Below are 18,077 nucleotides of genomic sequence, written 5' to 3'. Positions count from 1 at the left end.
CTAAGTAAACATCACTTTTCTTATATGCTTTTTCTATTTCGTTAAGCATCACGAAATCCGTGTTGTTTAGCCAGTATTGTGTTTGTCGTTCCCCCCTATCCTGTGATTTTCCCTCACTCTATTTTCAACCTCAAACCCAATAGATCATTATGTCTATAAGTATTCAGCAAATCAGCTATATCCATCCGGATAAAGAAGTATTATTCAGTGATCTCAATTTCGCCATCAGTAAGGGGCAGAAACTGGGATTAGTCGGTAACAATGGGTGCGGTAAATCTACTTTGCTGCAAATTATTGCCGGACAACTTTCACCCTCTTCCGGTGTCATTGTCCGTCCGGACGACCTATATTATATCCCGCAACATTTCGGGCAATATGATTCATTGACTATCGCTCAAGCACTCCAGATAGAACGTAAGCAACAAGCCTTACATGCTATCCTGTCAGGAGATGCCTCAAACGAAAATTTCGTCATCCTGGATGATGACTGGAATATTGAAGAACGTTCCATTGCCGCTCTCGATTTATGGGGGCTAGGACAGTTTACTCTATCCTACCCGATGAATTTGCTTAGCGGCGGTGAAAAGACCCGTGTATTTCTGGCAGGGATGGACATTCATCACCCATCTGTCGTACTTATGGATGAACCGACCAATCATCTCGATTCTTCCGGCAGACAACGTTTATATGACTGGGTAGAGAAATATCGTTCCACCCTGTTAGTGGTAAGTCATGACCGTACTCTGCTCAATCTTCTCCCCGAGATTTGCGAACTGGAGAAGCATCAAATCAATTATTATGGCGGAAATTACGAATTCTACAAAGAACAAAAAACGCTGATGCAGGAAGCATTGCAACAACGTATTGAAGAAAAAGAAAAGGCACTACGTATTGCCCGTAAAGTGGCTCGCGAAACGGCCGAACGCAGGGACAAACAGAATGTACGCGGCGAAAAGAGTAATATAAGAAAAGGAGTTCCACGCATTGTATTGAACGCACTCCAAGGGAAATCCGAGAAGAGCACTAGTAAACTGACTGGCGTTCATCAGGAAAAAGCCGAGAAGTTAACAAATGAACGCAACCAGCTTCGAGGTTCGCTCTCTCCGACTGCGGCATTAAAAACCGACTTCAACAGTTCCTCGCTTCATACCGGGAAGATATTAGTGACAGCAAAAGAGATTAACTTCAGTTATCATTCCAATTCGGTTAACAATGATATTCTGACGAATAATGAAATAAATTCGTCTGACACAGGTTATCTTCCCAATCCGAATAGCAATGATATTCAGGAAAATAGTATCTCAAAACAACAGCTTTGGCAAGCTCCTGTCAGTTTTCAGCTAAAGAGCGGAGACCGCCTCCGTATAGAAGGAGCCAACGGTAGCGGGAAAACAACTCTATTGAAATTAATCACCGGCCAACTTCAACCACAGGAAGGAACCCTGACACGGACGGACTTTAGCTATGTCTATTTGAATCAAGAGTATTCGATCATTGACGACCGGAACAGTATTCTTGAACAGGCTTACGCTTTCAATAGCCGGAATCTGCCGGAGCATGAAATAAAGATTATTCTAAACCGTTACTTGTTTCCTGCATCCGAATGGGACAAATCCTGCCGGAAACTTAGTGGTGGTGAGAAAATGCGTCTCGCTTTCTGCTGTCTGATGATTAGTAACAATACCCCTGATATGTTTATCCTGGATGAACCTACCAACAATTTGGACATACAAAGTATTGAAATTATCACTGCTACTATCAAAAATTATGCAGGTACTGTGATAGCAATCTCACACGACAATTATTTTATTCAGGAAATTGGTGTCGAACAATGCATTTTATTGAGTTAGTCTATTGATATTTTATCCAGGGCAACCGCACCAAAATTTAATTCATATCCGCACAGTTTTGAATAAAATAATGGAGTATTCTGGAAACGTTGTGGTAAATCTGAAAAAGATGATTGAGTTTTTAAGATTCCCCGTTATCTTTTTATTATAAGATATGGGTCAAAGGTGAGGGTTGGTGAGGGTAGATTTATAACCTTTTATTTTATTATTTTCTATACTATCTCCTTTTTTATTTATAAAAAAAAATACGAAAGTTATAAATCTACCCTCACCAACCCTCACCCTTGACCCATTCATTAGCGCACCGTTTAACTCGTTTCAGTACAGTTCTTAATTAAATGGGAATTTATCGGTTAGGCTGAAAGCCTTACAATTATATATTTATTGGGGTGCCCTGAAAGGGCTTAATTCTATAGCGTAGGGCAACGCCCTACGAAAAAAAACACACCAGCCACAAGCCCTGAAAGGGCGGAACTATATACAATTATGCCCTTTCAGGGCGCAAATTCAGATTGTCGTTTTTACGTAGGGCGTTGCCCTACGCTATATAATTAAGCCCTTTCAGGGCACTCCGCAAAATTATCATTTAGCTCATTTCTGCACGGTTATGAATCAAATTTTGGTGCAGTTGCCCTGTATTTTATCTGATAAGTCTAAATATCAATCTAGTTTTTTTATAACTTCGCAGCGCGAAGATCAAGAATTAGAATTAAAATGAATCAGACAGCACAATCATGGTGGTTTATCTTTTACAAAGACCAACTGCTTCTTGAGAAAAAAGAAGATGCCATATATGCCATCCCGTGTGGAGAAAGCTCTCCTATTGTTATTAAAGAAAAAACAACCGTACACAATATCACTACACTGGAAGGGAAAAACTGCAAGGCTTTCTCCCTCTCCTCTCCCATTGAAGAATCGGAGCAATGGATCATGATAGGGCTTCGTGCCTCCTATGAATATCTTCCTTTGTCTCATTATCAGACAGCAGGAAAAGCACATGAGATTCTGCATTGGGATAGAAACAGCCGCTTTTGTTCCGCCTGCGGCACGCCTATGGAACAGAAAGAATCTATCATGAAGCGTTGTCCGAAATGTGGCCGGGAAGCATATCCTTCCATTTCCACAGCGATTCTTGTATTAGTGAGAAAAAAAGATTCACTACTCTTAGTGCATGCCCGCAATTTTAAAGGAACATTCAACAGTCTCGTTGCCGGATTTCTGGAAACCGGAGAAACGCTAGAAGAATGTGTAGCACGTGAAGTGAAAGAAGAAACCGGACTGGATGTAAAGAATATCACTTATTTCGGTAATCAGCCCTGGCCTTATCCTAGCGGACTAATGGTCGGCTTTATTGCTGATTATGCCGGAGGGGAAATCAACCTCCAAGATGAAGAATTGAGCTCGGGAGACTTTTATACAAGAGACAATTTACCCGAACTTCCCAGAAAACTTAGTCTTGCCCGAAAGATGATTGATTGGTGGATAGAACATCCAAATGAATAAATCAAACATGGAAAATATCATCAAAGGAATCCGTCAGTATTATCCGGTATCCGACAGTTCTTTAGAAGTACTCTTCAGCTATATGAAGAAAATGGAGCTTCCTAAAAAACATTTACTGATACACGGTGGAGTACTAGACCGCCACGTCTACTTTATTGAAAAAGGGTTTTGTAGGTCCTATTGTTTACGTGACGGAGAAGAAATCACGATCTGGTTTTCACGCGAAGGTGATATTACCTTTGCCATGAAAGATTTATATCATAATCAACCGGGATACGAATATGTAGAATTACTGGAAGATTGTGAACTATATGCCATACGTATTGAAGATTTAAATCAGATTTATGAAACTAATATAGAAATTGCCAACTGGGGACGTGTCATTCATCAGGAATGTTTGTTGTACATGGATATTCACCATATCAACCGATTGTATCTTCCGGCCAAAGAACGTTATGAACAACTTTTACGTGAGCAACCCGATGTCATTCACCGTGCCCAATTGGGATATATAGCCTCCTTTCTAGGCATGACTCCCCAACATCTTAGCCGCCTACGGTCTGAATTTTGATTCTTTTTAATCTATGTGAATTTTTATATCACAAGAAAACAGTACTTTTGTCAGCGAATACAAAAAAACTGATAAGTATCGTGATTAACACATTAACTTCTTTACGAATATTATTTGCCTTGATGGTATTCGGGGCACATTGTTATGTTCTGGATCCGAGCTTCGACACACACTTCTTTAAAGAAGGATTTGTTGGAGTCAGCTTTTTTTTCATCCTTAGTGGCTTCATTATTGCCTATAATTATGAAGAAAAGTTATTGGAAAAGATCACCACCAAACGTACTTTTTGGGTAGCACGCATTGCCCGCATTTACCCCCTCCATCTACTTACTCTATTAATTGCCGCATGCATAGGAGGGTATGTTCAATACAACGATACGACAGACTGGATAAAACACTTCGCCGCTTCCACTTTTTTATTGCAACCGTTCTTCCCTTCTGCAGATTATTTTTTCTCATTCAATAGTCCTTCGTGGAGTCTGGGCTGCGAACAGTTATTTTATTTCTGTTTCCCCCTCATCATTCCTTTCTTAAATAGTAAACGGAATCTATGTATCACTCTTTTCATCTGCCTGCTGATTATGCTGACAGGTATGCATCTGACTGCTGAAGAACAAATTAAAGCATACTGGTATGTAAATCCAATCACCCGCCTGCCGGACTTTTTTGTAGGTGTTTTACTTTATCAGTTTTATCGGTCAATATTCAACAAAAAGATTTCTTATTCCACCGGAACACTATTAGAAATAGGAGTAGTCATTTTATTTTTTGTTTTCTATTTTTGTGCCGCAGACATTCCCAAAGTATACCGCTATTCTTGTTACTACTGGCTACCCGTTTCTTTGGTGATACTTATCTTTGCCTTACAAAGAGGGTATATATCCCGGTTACTATCCAATCGGGTCTTAGTGATAGGAGGAGAAATCAGTTATAGTTTCTATCTGATACATTTATTTATTATACTCACATACCTCCAAATGGCTACTCTGTATCAATGGCACATACATTGGATGATAAGTGTCCCCGTCATTTTTTGCATCACTATTGCGCTTAGCTTACTTTCTTATTATTATTTTGAAAAGCCTGCCAATAGATGGGTAAAACAAATACTAACTAAAAAACAATCATAAATTAGCCCCATGGAATTATCAACAAAAACACCCCGAATTGAAGTAGTAGATGCTCTTAGAGGATTTGCTGTAATGGCCATCCTTCTGGTTCATAACCTGGAGCATTTCATTTTCCCCGTATATCCGGAAAGTTCTCCTGAATGGCTCACCATTTTGGATGCCGGAGTATTTAATGCGACATTTTCACTGCTTGCCGGAAAGTCTTATGCCATATTCGCTCTGCTTTTCGGATTCACTTTCTATATCCAGTCGCACAACCAGCAGTTGAAAGGAAAAGATTTTGGTTACCGCTTTTTATGGAGAATGATATTGCTGGCAGGATTCGCCACTCTGAATGCCGCTTTCTTCCCGGCAGGAGATGTCCTGCTTCTGTTTGTTGTAGTCAGTCTTGTACTATTTATCGTACGTAAATGGAGTGACAAAGCGATTCTAATCACCGCCATCTTGTTTTCACTGCAACCGATTGAATGGTTTCATTATATAATGAGCCTTTTCAATCCTGCCTATACCCTACCCGATTTGAATGTCGGAGCCATGTATGCTGAAGTAGCGGAATACACCAAAGCCGGAAGCTTTTGGGATTTTCTGATAGGTAATGTTACGCTGGGACAGAAAGCAAGTCTGTTTTGGGCTATCGGTGCCGGACGTTTCTTGCAGACTGCCGGACTTTTCCTGTTTGGCTTATATATCGGACGCAAAGAATTGTTCGTTACTACCGAATCTCATTTGAAGTTCTGGATGAAAGCACTTATTATTGCAGCTATCAGTTTCGCGCCACTGTATTCTCTGAAAGAACAGATCATGCAAAGTGACAGCAGTTTAATTCAGCAAACGGTAGGTACTGCCTTTGATATGTGGCAGAAATTTGCATTTACGATTGTACTTGTTGCTTCTTTCGTGTTGCTTTATCAGAAGGATCAGTTCAAGAAAACTGTATCTAATCTGCGATTCTACGGAAAAATGAGCTTGACCAATTATATTTCTCAATCTATTTTGGGAGCCATTATCTATTTCCCATTCGGATTCTATCTTGCTCCTTACTGTGGATATACTCTTAGCCTGATTATCGGTATTATTCTTTTCCTGGCGCAAGTTCGGTTCTGCAAATGGTGGCTGTCTAAACATAAACAAGGACCATTGGAAACAATATGGCATAAATGGACTTGGATAGGCACGAAGAAATAACAGAAAAAAAAGAAATAGCACTGACTGAAAAATAGACTAAGAAAGCAGGCCACGAAATACACATAACTACAAACGAACAACTTACGAATATGAAACTGAACGTATCACTCTAAAGCATCAACAAAACATGTGTATCCGCAGCCTGCGGGTTGAAATTGAGATGATGTCAATACAACAAGATTCTCGCAAGAAGGATTAGCAAGTGGACTTAAAGAATGCAAAGGAAATGAAAGAACTGTGCCAAGTTGGGGAAAAAGCCCGAAAATAGACAGAATCAGGGCTATGTATAGAGAAAAAGAAGCGCCTCCATAATCTTCGAAAAGACCATGGAGGCGCTATTTATTATTTATCTTTCGTTATCTATATCTGAAATTTCAGAAGAAACAAAATCAGATACCCAATGATTTCTTCACTGCTTCAATCTTTTCCATTGCGGCAGATTCGGCAGAAGCATAACAATTGCGGCAACCCATTTCACCCTGAACTTCCATATAGAACTTAATCTTAGGTTCTGTACCTGAAGGACGAACGGAAACTTTGCTACCGTCTTCAGTGAAATATTGAAGTACGTTAGATGGTTCCGGCATATCGATTGCAGTTACGTTACCTTTATCATCTGTCTGTTTCAGTGTCTTATAATCTTTGCTCAAGATCACTTTAGAGCCACCCAATTCTTTCGGAGGATTGGCACGGAAGTTCTCCATCATAGCTTTGATTTCTTCTGCACCACTCTTACCCGGTTTCACTACGTTTACAGTAAACTCTTTAGAGAATCCGTATTCTACGTAGATATCCAGCAACAACTGATACAAGGATTTTCCATTATCTTTTGCCCATGCAGCAACTTCAGCAATCAAACAGCAAGCTGATACGGCATCTTTATCGCGAACGAAATCTTCGGCAAGGAATCCGTAGCTTTCTTCACCGCCACCGATATATTTCTGTTTGCCTTCACGCAGACGGATTTCACGGGCAATCCATTTAAATCCGGTGTAGCAGTCAAGCATTTCGATATTGTTCTTATCTGCGATTTTCTTGATTAGTTCAGTTGTAACGATTGTCTTCACGCAGAACTCGCCACCTTTAATCTTACCCAGTTGTTTGTACTGTGTCAGAATATAATAAAGGTACATCATACAAGTCTGATTACCGTTAATCAGTACCCATTCGCCTTTATCATCCTTGCAAGCAATACCCACACGGTCAGCATCCGGGTCGGAAGCCATAACGAGGTCAGCATCAATTTCTTTGGCAAGGTTTACAGCCATAGAAAGAGCTTCCGCGTTTTCCGGGTTCGGAGATACGACAGTCGGGAAGTTACCGTCCTTAATCATCTGTTCGGGCACAGTAAATACGTTTTCGAATCCCCACATTTTCAATGCACGAGGAATCAACATCATACCTGTACCATGAATCGGAGTATAGACAATCTTCATATCTTTGTGACGGGCGATAGCTGCCGGATCAATAGAAACAGTTTTCACCATATCCAGATAAATCTTATCGATGTCTTCACCGATAATCTGAATCAAATCCGGATTTCCCTGGAATTTAATATCGGCAGCAGAAGCAATTGCATTCACTTCGTCGATGATACCTTTATCGTGTGGAGCCAATACCTGTGCACCATCGTCCCAATATGCCTTGTAACCGTTGTATTCCTTCGGATTGTGAGAAGCAGTCAGAATGATACCGCTCTGGCAACCGAGGTGACGGATGGCGAAAGACATTTCCGGTGTCGGACGCATGTCGTCAAACAGATATACTTTAATACCATTGGCAGAGAAAATATTAGCAGAAGTTTCCGCAAACAAACGGCTGTTGTTGCGGCAATCGTGACCTACTACTACAGAAATCTGCGGCAGGTCTTTGAAGTTCTTTTTCAGATAGTTGGAAAGTCCTTGAGTGGCAGCACCTACCGTATAGATATTCATACGATTGCTACCTACACCCATAATACCACGCAGACCACCAGTACCAAATTCAAGATCTTTGTAGAAAGCTTCAATTAGTTCGGTTTTATCATCGTTTTCCAACATACGTTTCACTTCAGCCTGGGTTTCAGCATCATAAGCCGGGGTTAGCCATTTTTCGGCTTTTTCAGTGACCTGTTTAATAAGTTCCTGATTTTCCATTTCGATTGTTATTTATTGGTTAATGAATTATTTATTATCAATTTCTTGAGCACACAAATGTAAAATAATAAGTTTATAATTCCTATTCTTTTAATTGAAATTTGAGAATTAAGAATTAAAAAGCGATATACTTAATACCTAATATCTCATACTTAATATCTATTCTTGTGGCACTTTATATCTGTCACCAGTCTGCTTGACATATTCCTGCAAGAATTCTTTCGGATATCCGGGACGCATCACTCCGGCAGGTTGTCCGATAGAATTACGCTCAAACTTACCGTCTTTAACACGTTTCACCACTCCATCATTGTACTTCACAATCAAGAATGTACCCAATTGTTTCCAAGTATCGAAAGTGCTCTGTGCGGTCATATTTGTATAGTTTGTCAGAAAGTCAACCGCTGCGTTCTTATCTTTTGCCAGCAGTTTGGCAGCCATTTCTTCAATGCCTTCCTGTGCATTGTTGAAAGTAGTTTCCATTTCTTTCTGCGCTTCCCGTACATCACCGATCATCAAATCATAACGCGGATAGACCATATTAGATACCCAGTTGAAAATCCAGAAAGCAGAATTCCAGGAGAAAGTAATATAATCGGCCCCATCTACACGGGTATAACATACCGGCACTTTAGTAGCACAACAATAAACCGGGGTAAATACAGCCATGTTCGCATCATCCACGCCAAACCAAAGTACACCGCCTATCGGGTCCGGCTTATGAGCCCGCATTTGTGCAACAAATACAAACCCGCTTTGTTGAGTGGAAATCGGACGTTCGTTGAAATATTCCTGACCATCTACCTTGAAGTTCAGAGGAGAAAGACGGTAAGGTGTCTTATAAGGTCCGGCTCCAAAATCATTGGAGATGTCAAGGGGCGTTCCTTCATAATGGTCGCGCATCATATCTTTCACATCTTGCACGGATAACTTATGTTTCGGTTTCACAAAAAGAGGCATCGGCGTATTGGTCTTTCCCTCAATGTAAGGAAGATAATCTTTTCCGTTATCTGTGAACTTATTAAAATAGCTCCACACACGAGCCTCACAGAAACGGCGGGCACCAAAATCAAGAGGCGCATAGGCTAATGAGAAGCTAAAGTCTTTGTTTACTCCATTAAAATATCCCTTCTCACGGGCAAAAGAAACGACATCCGGAGAGTACATGCAGTTTTCCTTGTCGTTCATATCAAACTGGTGGATACGTGACTGGTTGGCATGGGCCGAAATGCAATCATCGGGCACACGTACAGCTACCCAAACTGCTCCACGGATGCCGGGACCTTTACCAATCATTTCCATAATCCATATTTCGTTCGGATCGGCAATAGTAAAGGATTCTCCTTCGCTATAATAGCCGTATTGCTGCACTAAGTCGGTCATGATCTTAATTGCTTCACGGGCAGTGCGCGAACGTTGCAAACCGATATAAATCAGACTTCCGTAATCGATAATCCCTGTAGAATCGGCCAATTCCGGACGTCCGCCGAAAGTTGTCTCACCAATGGTAACCTGATATTCATTCATATTACCGACTACATTGTAAGTCTGGCGTGCCTGCTCTATTTCTCCCAGATACTTGCCGGTATCCCATTCATAAACTTTCAGCATCGTACCTTTTGGATAGGTAGCAGCCGGATAATGATAAAGTTCTCCGAATAAGCCGTACGAGTCGGCAGAATAGGAAACAATCGTCGAGCCATCGGCAGACGCATTTTTTCCGACAATCAGGTTGGTGCAGGCGAAGGTGTTCGCCACAGCCGCCATCAATACGGCGGCACAAAGAATAATTCTTCTCTTCATAATAAATATATGATTCACTTTTAATAATTTACCAAATAAAGCTTTCACGGGCCACTGTTTCATTCCCACAATAGTCGGTCACTGTAAATTCAACAGTATGCTTGCCTCCTTTCCTTACGCGTTTGGGGTCCAACGTACATTCCCAGTATGATTTCACAATATTGGGACGTCCGAAAAGCGCATACTTTCCGTCAATCGTTCCACGATAGGAAGCAATTCCCGCGCCCTGATCTTTCAAACGATAGACAATTTTTCCGTTTCTTCCCCACTGATTCTTGTTGACAGGGATAATCTCCGGCGGGATGGTATCGATGGCAACAGTGTAAGTTCCCAACTCCCGGATAGATGCTTTCATGTATCCGTCTTCATACTTTCCGCCTACGCTGTACTTTCCTCCTTTTGGAGTTATGCGGGCCACATAATATTTCGTCGTATCGGCAATTGGTTTTCTACGCAACCCGATACACAGTTCACAAGCTGCATGCAGCGGAACCGCCTTATCATTCAGCTGATAAGTAAAAGCAACGGCACCACTATCCGCCTTCACCTGATAATTGAGGGGAACATCATCATACAACATTCCTTTCGGAACAACCAAGTTCAATCCCGGTTCTTGCAGATAATTAGTCTTATTCCATGTAAAATAATATTTCTCCCGATGATTCAACGGTTCAATCGGCTGTTTCCGACCCCGTACGGTGAAACTATATTTGGAAGTGTTTCCGAAAGCATCTTTTAATGTATATAAGAACTGATAGTCCCGTTCCTCATCAATCGTCACCAAGCCACGGTTATCATTCGATGCTTTTAGCAGACGCAAAGTGTTGCCCGGATCAATGAAAGATTTCATATATTGCCCGTAAGTCCAGGAATTAATCATCCGGTTCTCTTCCTGCGAGAAACGATCTACGGTGCTACGAAATATTTCATTGCCATCTACCGTAAGCACAACTGAATAAACTCCATAATGGTTATTCACTCCATCCATGTAATCGTATGCTTTGATCCCCACACCTATCACTCCCCATGCTTCCACCGGACGCTCACTATTAGGAAGGATGATTTTATTCTCTTGCTTTCCATCCACTACTCCTTTACCCAGTTGTGGAAAAAATAGAATGCCATCCGCTTTCGGAGCACGCGTATCTTTTATTTTCGATTGAAAGAAAGGCATAGGGTCAATATAATCTCCCGATTCCGTTTCAAATACATCCAGGTGAAGATGCGGACCGAACGAATATCCGGTGTTTCCGCTCCATGCGATCTGCTGGCCTCCTTTTACCGGATATTCTCCCGGTTCGGGAACAATCTCTACTTCCCAGCTTTCTTCTTCATATTGAAGTTTCTCCACCCTTTCGGCAATGGGAGAAACAAAACCACTCAAATGGCGGTTGATCGTTGAATAGCCATTGTGATAACAGACATCAAGTACATATCCCGAACCATTCGTGACGCGAATACGCGAAATATAGCCATCAGCGAGAGCACGAACGGGTTTACCGATAACTCCGCCTGTCTTAAAATCCAGTCCGCCGTGGAAGTGATTGGAGCGGATTTCTCCAAAGTTCCCACTCAATGTAAGAGGAAAGTCAAAAGGAGGTACAAAGGTTACTTGCTTCTTCTCTTGTCCATACCCTCCGATGCAGCAAGCCAGCATCAAAGCAGTGATATATCGTCTCATCATTCCGTTCACTTTTTTACTCCCGCAAATGTACACTATTCCCACTAAACTATGAAATATCCGAGGAGAATGATGACCGTAGATACTAGTTAATATTTCTTTTTAATGTTATATTCATTGCAAATTAGTAGTCATTATGTTATTTATATTAGTACTTTTGTAGCCGTTTTTTAATTATAATTAAAAGTTAGAAACTCAATGAGAATGTATGTAAAAGTAATGGCAGCGGTCATTGCATGTATATTGCTGAGTGGAGAAGCGCTCTCGGCATTTGCAACTACCCCCGCTACAGAAAATCTGAGTTGGTTTAAAAAGAAAAAGAAAAAACCAGAAGAGAAAGAAGAGAAGAGTAAAAGCGACTACGAGAAATTAGTGGAAGACAGTAAAACGACCAAAGGGATGTTTGCTGTACATCAAAAGAAGAATGATTATTATTTTGAAATTCCCACCTCACTTTTGGGACGTGACTTATTAGTTGTCAATAAGCTGCAACGAGTTCCTGCCGAACTTAATGATGCGGGCGTAAACCGCGGAGTAAACTATGAGAATCAAATGGTTTGCATGGAATGGGACAAAGCGACGGGCAAACTAATATTACGTCAACAACGCCCATTACCTCTGGCCCCCCAAACGGATGCTATCTTCCGTTCGGTAAAGGATAATTTTATCTCTCCGCTGATTGCCGCATTCAAGATCGAAGCAGTCAATGCAGATTCTACGGCATTAGTAATCAAGGTGAATGATATTTATGATGGTACGGAAACCAGTATCAATAACGTATTTACCAATATTAATCTGGGTACTTCGGCTATCAAGAATTTATCACGTATTCTATCCATCAAATCCTTTTCAAACAATGTCGTGGCAACTTCCGAGTTGACTACCCGGGTAACGGAAGGTACTACTACTGTTTATGTAACGGTGGAAGTTAGTTCTTCTATTCTCTTATTGCCCGAGAAGCCGATGATGGGACGATTCGACAATCAGAAGGTCGGTTATTTCACGAATCCGTTATTAAGTTTTAGTGATGCGCAGCAGCGTACGGATAAGACACAGTATATCACCCGCTGGCGTATGGAACCCAAACCGGAAGATCGGGAGGCTTATCTGAAAGGTCAGATGGTGGAACCTGCCAAACCGATTGTCTTCTACATTGATAATTCAACTCCTTACCAATGGCGTTCGTACATTAAGAAAGGTATCGAGGACTGGCAGATTGCCTTTGAAAAGGCTGGTTTCAAGAATGCGATTATTGCCAAAGAAATCACGGACAGTATGCATGTAGACATGGATGATGTCAATTACTCCGTACTGACTTATGCTGCTTCGGAAAAGAAAAATGCAATGGGACCTTCTCTGTTAGATCCCCGTTCCGGAGAAATCCTGGAAGCTGATATTATGTGGTGGCACAATGTGCTTTCTATGGTACGTGAATGGATTACTGTCCAGACCGGAACAGTGTGTCCGGAAGCACGTAATGTACAATTGCCTGATGCTTTGATGGGAGATGCCATTCGATTCGTCGCCTGTCATGAGGTAGGCCACTCTCTGGGACTCCGCCACAATATGATGGGTTCATGGGCTTTCCCGACAGATTCATTACGTTCCGAAGCATTCACTTCCAGAATGAACTCTACCGCTTCATCTATCATGGATTATGCACGATTCAATTATATCGCACAGCCTGGAGATGGCGTGAAAGTTCTTTCTCCGCATATCGGTCCATACGATATGTTCGCTATCGAATATGGATATCGTTGGTACGGAAAGAGTACTCCGGAAGAAGAAAAGGATATTTTATTCGATTTCTTGAGCAAACATACTGATCGGCTTTATAAATATAGTGAAGCACAGGATGTCCGCGATGCGGTAGATCCACGTGCACAGAACGAAGATTTAGGTGATGATCCGGTTCGCTCTTCTTTACTTGGCATTGAGAATCTGAAACGTATCGTTCCACAAATTCTTCAATGGACTACTACCGGTGAGAAGGGACAAACTTATGAAGAAGCATCTCGCCTCTACTACGCTGTAATCAACCAATGGAACAACTATTTATATCATGTCCTTGCCAATATTGGCGGCATCTACATTGAAAATACAATTGTAGGAGACGGCGTTAAAACTTATACATTCGTAGAGAAAGAGAAACAACAAGCTTCACTGAAATTTCTGATGGATGAAGTTTTGACATACCCTAAATGGCTGTTTGACACGGAAGTGGGGCAATATACTTATCTACTTCGCAATACTCCCATCGGAAAACAGGAAAATGCTCCTACACAAATCTTAAAGAACGCCCAAGCCTATATCCTTTGGGATTTACTTGGCAATACTCGTTTGATGCGTATGATAGAGAATGAATCTGTCAACGGAAAGAAAGCCTTTACAGTAGTGGAACTTATGGACGGACTTCATAAGAATATTTTCGGTGTTACCGAACGCGGTGGTATCCCTAATGTTATGGAACGTTCTTTGCAGAAAAACTTCCTCGATGCATTACTTACAGCCGCTGCAGAACCGGAAGCCGTTAAAATCAACAAGAAGATTGCAAACGAGCATTTCTTGCTTGACCACGCTACTCCTTTCTGTAGCTGTTACGCTGCCGAACAACGTGCACTTCGTCAGGAAGACCGGATGGGTGCTCCACGTGTGCTCAATTTCTATGGCAGTCAGCTCAACCGTATTTCAGATGCTATCTCTGTGAAACGCGGTGAATTATTACGTATCAAGAAGTTGTTGCAGAACCGTCTCGGAACTTCCGATACTGCTGCACGCTATCATTATGAGGACATGATTCTACGTATTAATACTGCTTTAGGAATCAAATAAAACCACTTATTACTTTAACTATCTACATTAATGAGAAAAAAATACTTGTGCATTCTTATATGCCTCTTTGCAAATGCGCTGGCCTTTGCCAGCGCTGCTAATCGTACAATCACCGGAGTCGTTATATCCGGTGAAGATAATGAACCTCTGATCGGTGCTTCCGTATATGTTAACGCAGATGACTTGAAAAAGGCCGGAGCATCACAGACTTCTCTAGGTACTATCACTGATATGGATGGTAAATTCTCCATTTCCATTCCGGAAAAGGTGACTAGGTTACATTGTAGTTATATAGGATTTGAAGAACAAGACATCGTTTTGCAAGCAGGAAAAGATACTTATCGTATTGTACTTCAAGCTTCATCACACACATTAGGAGACGTAGTAGTAACTGGTTATCAAGAACTGGAACGTCGTAAACTGACTGCTGCCATTGCCAAAGTAGATGTTACAGATGGAATGGTAGGTGCTGCAAAAAGTATCGATCAGGCGTTAGCAGGACAAATCGCCGGTGTAGCTGTTACGACAACTTCTGGTGCACCGGGAGCTCCAGCACGTATTCGTATTCGTGGTACGGCTTCATTAAATGGAACACAAGACCCATTATGGGTATTGGATGGAATACCTTTGGAGGGGACAGATATTCCAGAGATTAACAAAGATAACGATAATGACATTGTAAATATGTCACAATCTTCTATCGCAGGTTTGAGCCCAAACGACATTGAAAGCATTACGATATTAAAAGATGCAGCTGCTACTGCCATTTATGGCGCACGTGCTGCAAATGGTGTAATTGTGGTAACAACCAAAAGAGGAAAAACCGGAAAACCTGTTATTAACTTCAATACTAAATTGACTTATACTCCAAATCTCAATACTTCACGGCTCAACTTACTAAACTCGGAAGAGAAAGTCGATTTGGAACTTCAATTATTAAAAGAAGCACGGTTTGAGATATTATGGGGATTAACAGATCCGATACCGGTATTTCCTGAAAAAGGAAAAGTTGCTGCTATCATGAAACAATATAACTTAATAGACATCTATAAAGAACAGGGGTGGAACGGACTGACACCTGAAGCCCAAAATGCTATAAACAAACTGAAAACAATCAATACAGACTGGAATGATATATTATTCAGAGATGCTTTCACGCAAGAATATAACTTTAGCATTTCCGGTGGTAGCGAAAAGGTTACTTATTACAACTCACTTGGTTATGTCAAAGAAAACGGAAATGTACCAGGTGTAAGCATGAGCCGTTTTAATCTGACCAGTAAAACGTCTTACCAAATCAACAAAATATTAAAAATTGGAATGTCTATTTTTGCCAACAGACGCAAGAATAACACATTTATGACTGATACTTACGGACTTATTAACCCTATATATTATTCACGTATCGCCAACCCTTACTTTGCTCCGTTTGACGAACAAGGAAACTACCTTTACGATTACGACGTAGTCAGAAGTAATGAAACAGATGAAAAGCAAGGCTTTAATATATTCGAAGAACGAGCAAACACCAATAAAGAATCTGTCACCACAGCCATCAATTCTATCTTTGATGTTCAGCTACGTTTTAACGATCAGTGGAAAGTTTATTCACAGATTGGTGTGCAATGGGATCAATTGTCGCAAGAAGAATATGCCGGGATAAATTCATATAATATTAGGAATATACGTGAAAACAATAAATATTGGAAAGATGGTGTACAAACCTATCTTATACCAGAAGGAGGTATGCTTAAAACAACTAATAGCACAACCTCACAACTCACATGGAAAATCCAGGGAGAATACAAAAACACATTTGGGGATATACATGATATACAAATAATGGCTGGTTCGGAAATTCGCAAAAACTGGGCAGACAACCAAGCCTCAACCGGATATGGGTATGATCCAAAGAAACTGACATTCCAGAATCTCATATTTAAAGATGAAGCACAAGCCAATGATTGGAATCTAAAAACTAAATCGTACAAGGAAAACGCTTTTGCTTCTTTCTTTGCCAATGGTTCATATACTTTAATGAATCGTTATACATTGGGAGGAAGTGTGCGCATGGATGGTTCTGATTTATTCGGAGTAGATAAGAAATACCGTTTCTTACCAATCTATTCGGTAAGTGGTCTATGGCGTTTATCAAATGAGTCGTTCATTAGACAATACAAATGGGTTGATAATTTAGCTCTTCGCCTTTCTTATGGCTTACAAGGAAATATTGATAAGGGAACCTCTCCATTCCTAGTCGGAAAATATGATAATGTGAATATTTTACCTGGTTACAGTGAAGAAAATATTATTATCAATAGTGCTCCCAACAGTAAATTACGCTGGGAAAAAACAGCATCTTACAATCTAGGAATAGATTTTTCTGTACTCAATCAAGCCATCAATCTTAGTGTAGATTACTACTATAGAAAAGGAACAGACTTAATTGGTTCTAAAGCATTAGCTTTGGAAAATGGATTCACTAATATGTCTATAAACTGGGCTAGTATGGAAAATAAAGGTGTAGAAATAAACCTGCAGACACGTAATATCACCACTAAAAACTTCTCTTGGTACACTACTTTCAACTTCGCATATAATCAAAATAAAGTACTAAAAGTACTTACAGATAAAAGCCAAGTGACTCCTAGTCTGGAAGGATATCCCGTAGGTGCAATCTTTGCACTAAAAACAAAAGGTATAAATCCTGATACAGGACAAATCTATCTTGAGAATAAAGAGGGGAAAGCTGTCACTGTAGAAGAGTTATTCAGAATGACATCGAATGAAGATGGTCTTGGCACTTACCAAATAGGACCAAGTACTGAAGAACAAAGAGACTTTTACAGCTATGTTGGAACGTCAGATGCTCCCTACACGGGCGGTTTTCTAAATACGTTCAATTACCGAAATTGGGAACTGAATCTGAATTTTTCATATAATTTTGGAGCACACGTAAAAACAACTCCAAGTTATAATGTATCTGACTTAGACCCAGGGCGCAATATGAATAGAGACATACTGGATAGATGGACACCGGAAAATACAACAGGAAAGTTCCCTGCATTAGCAACGTACAATTACAATCCGGCCGACTACTACTTGTTCAGTACTCGAAATGACATTTACAGATCACTGGATATCTGGGTAAAAAAGCTAAGCTTTGTACGTCTACAAAATATACGTCTTGCTTACCGGGTTCCATCCGAATGGCTTCATAAACTAAGTATCGGCGGAGCAACTGTAGGATTAGAGGCTCGTAACCTATTCGTTATCAGCTCTAATTATGATAATTATATGGATCCGGAGTCAATGGGCAACTTATACTCTACCCCAGTTCCCAAATCCATTACCTTCAATCTAAGTCTTAACTTTTAAAAAATATAT

General features: G+C 40.7%; 10 protein-coding genes. 7 read left to right on the top strand and 3 right to left on the bottom strand.

Annotation, left to right across the window (positions count from 1 at the left end; translation table 11 throughout):
• The first annotated feature begins 149 nt into the window (after positions 1–149).
• The 5 genes from KSX81_RS19380 to KSX81_RS19360 all read left to right on the top strand — a co-directional run bounded on the left by KSX81_RS19380 (position 150) and on the right by KSX81_RS19360 (position 6,239).
• The gene (locus KSX81_RS19380; RefSeq protein WP_128858419.1) at positions 150–1,850 is read left to right on the top strand and encodes an ABC-F family ATP-binding cassette domain-containing protein; all 1,701 of its coding nucleotides are present in this window, start codon (positions 150–152) and stop codon (positions 1,848–1,850) included.
• A 708-nt stretch (positions 1,851–2,558) separates the two neighbouring features.
• The gene (gene nudC / locus KSX81_RS19375; RefSeq protein ID WP_259319899.1) at positions 2,559–3,353 is read left to right on the top strand and encodes an NAD(+) diphosphatase; all 795 of its coding nucleotides are present in this window, start codon (positions 2,559–2,561) and stop codon (positions 3,351–3,353) included.
• Between the two features lie 7 nt (positions 3,354–3,360).
• Entirely contained in the window at positions 3,361–3,924 is a 564-nt protein-coding gene (locus tag KSX81_RS19370) for a Crp/Fnr family transcriptional regulator (RefSeq protein ID WP_217725833.1), read from the top strand.
• A gap of 80 nt (positions 3,925–4,004) precedes the next feature.
• Positions 4,005–5,054, top strand: coding sequence for an acyltransferase family protein (locus KSX81_RS19365; protein ID WP_004326562.1), 1,050 nt, complete (start codon positions 4,005–4,007; stop codon positions 5,052–5,054).
• A gap of 9 nt (positions 5,055–5,063) precedes the next feature.
• Positions 5,064–6,239 carry a DUF418 domain-containing protein gene (locus KSX81_RS19360; protein WP_004300735.1) on the top strand — a complete coding sequence of 392 codons (1,176 nt, stop codon included), beginning with the start codon at positions 5,064–5,066 and terminating at the stop codon, positions 6,237–6,239.
• 389 nt (positions 6,240–6,628) lie between these two features.
• Here the strand turns inward: KSX81_RS19360 and KSX81_RS19355 are convergent, their stop codons facing one another.
• The 3 genes from KSX81_RS19355 to KSX81_RS19345 all read right to left on the bottom strand — a co-directional run bounded on the left by KSX81_RS19355 (position 6,629) and on the right by KSX81_RS19345 (position 11,858).
• On the bottom strand, positions 6,629–8,374 hold the full coding sequence (locus KSX81_RS19355) for a phospho-sugar mutase (RefSeq protein ID WP_004300737.1): 1,746 nt from the start codon (positions 8,372–8,374) through the stop codon (positions 6,629–6,631).
• A gap of 159 nt (positions 8,375–8,533) precedes the next feature.
• Positions 8,534–10,177 (bottom strand): C69 family dipeptidase, encoded by a 1,644-nt coding sequence (locus tag KSX81_RS19350; RefSeq protein WP_032812112.1) that lies wholly within the window; start codon positions 10,175–10,177, stop codon positions 8,534–8,536.
• 28 nt (positions 10,178–10,205) lie between these two features.
• Positions 10,206–11,858, bottom strand: coding sequence for a M23 family metallopeptidase (locus KSX81_RS19345; RefSeq protein WP_121960607.1), 1,653 nt, complete (start codon positions 11,856–11,858; stop codon positions 10,206–10,208).
• Positions 11,859–12,056: 198 nt separating this feature from the next.
• On the opposite strand from KSX81_RS19345, the gene KSX81_RS19340 reads away from it, so the two are divergent.
• Both KSX81_RS19340 and KSX81_RS19335 read left to right on the top strand, forming a co-directional pair.
• On the top strand, positions 12,057–14,690 hold the full coding sequence (locus KSX81_RS19340; RefSeq protein WP_217725825.1) for a zinc-dependent metalloprotease: 2,634 nt from the start codon (positions 12,057–12,059) through the stop codon (positions 14,688–14,690).
• A 30-nt stretch (positions 14,691–14,720) separates the two neighbouring features.
• Complete coding sequence (locus KSX81_RS19335; protein WP_118418212.1) at positions 14,721–18,068, top strand: SusC/RagA family TonB-linked outer membrane protein; 3,348 nt, start codon at positions 14,721–14,723, stop codon at positions 18,066–18,068.
• The last annotated feature ends 9 nt before the right edge of the window (positions 18,069–18,077 follow it).

Source organism: Bacteroides sp. MSK.18.37 (assembly GCF_019129155.2).
Classification (GTDB): domain Bacteria; phylum Bacteroidota; class Bacteroidia; order Bacteroidales; family Bacteroidaceae; genus Bacteroides; species Bacteroides ovatus.
The sequence above is the reverse complement of the archived record's forward strand: the minus strand, read 5'-3'. Positions and strand labels throughout refer to the sequence as shown.

What these genes read in the sequence shown, in the direction of transcription:
- KSX81_RS19340 (WP_217725825.1), top strand. Translation starts at nt 12,057, where the DNA reads ATGAGAATGTATGTAAAAGTAATGGCAGCGGTCATTGCATGTATATTG.
- KSX81_RS19350 (WP_032812112.1), bottom strand. Translation starts at nt 10,177, where the DNA reads ATGAAGAGAAGAATTATTCTTTGTGCCGCCGTATTGATGGCGGCTGTG.
- KSX81_RS19345 (WP_121960607.1), bottom strand. Translation starts at nt 11,858, where the DNA reads ATGAGACGATATATCACTGCTTTGATGCTGGCTTGCTGCATCGGAGGG.
- KSX81_RS19360 (WP_004300735.1), top strand. Translation starts at nt 5,064, where the DNA reads ATGGAATTATCAACAAAAACACCCCGAATTGAAGTAGTAGATGCTCTT.
- KSX81_RS19335 (WP_118418212.1), top strand. Translation starts at nt 14,721, where the DNA reads ATGAGAAAAAAATACTTGTGCATTCTTATATGCCTCTTTGCAAATGCG.
- KSX81_RS19355 (WP_004300737.1), bottom strand. Translation starts at nt 8,374, where the DNA reads ATGGAAAATCAGGAACTTATTAAACAGGTCACTGAAAAAGCCGAAAAA.
- KSX81_RS19370 (WP_217725833.1), top strand. Translation starts at nt 3,361, where the DNA reads ATGGAAAATATCATCAAAGGAATCCGTCAGTATTATCCGGTATCCGAC.
- KSX81_RS19380 (WP_128858419.1), top strand. Translation starts at nt 150, where the DNA reads ATGTCTATAAGTATTCAGCAAATCAGCTATATCCATCCGGATAAAGAA.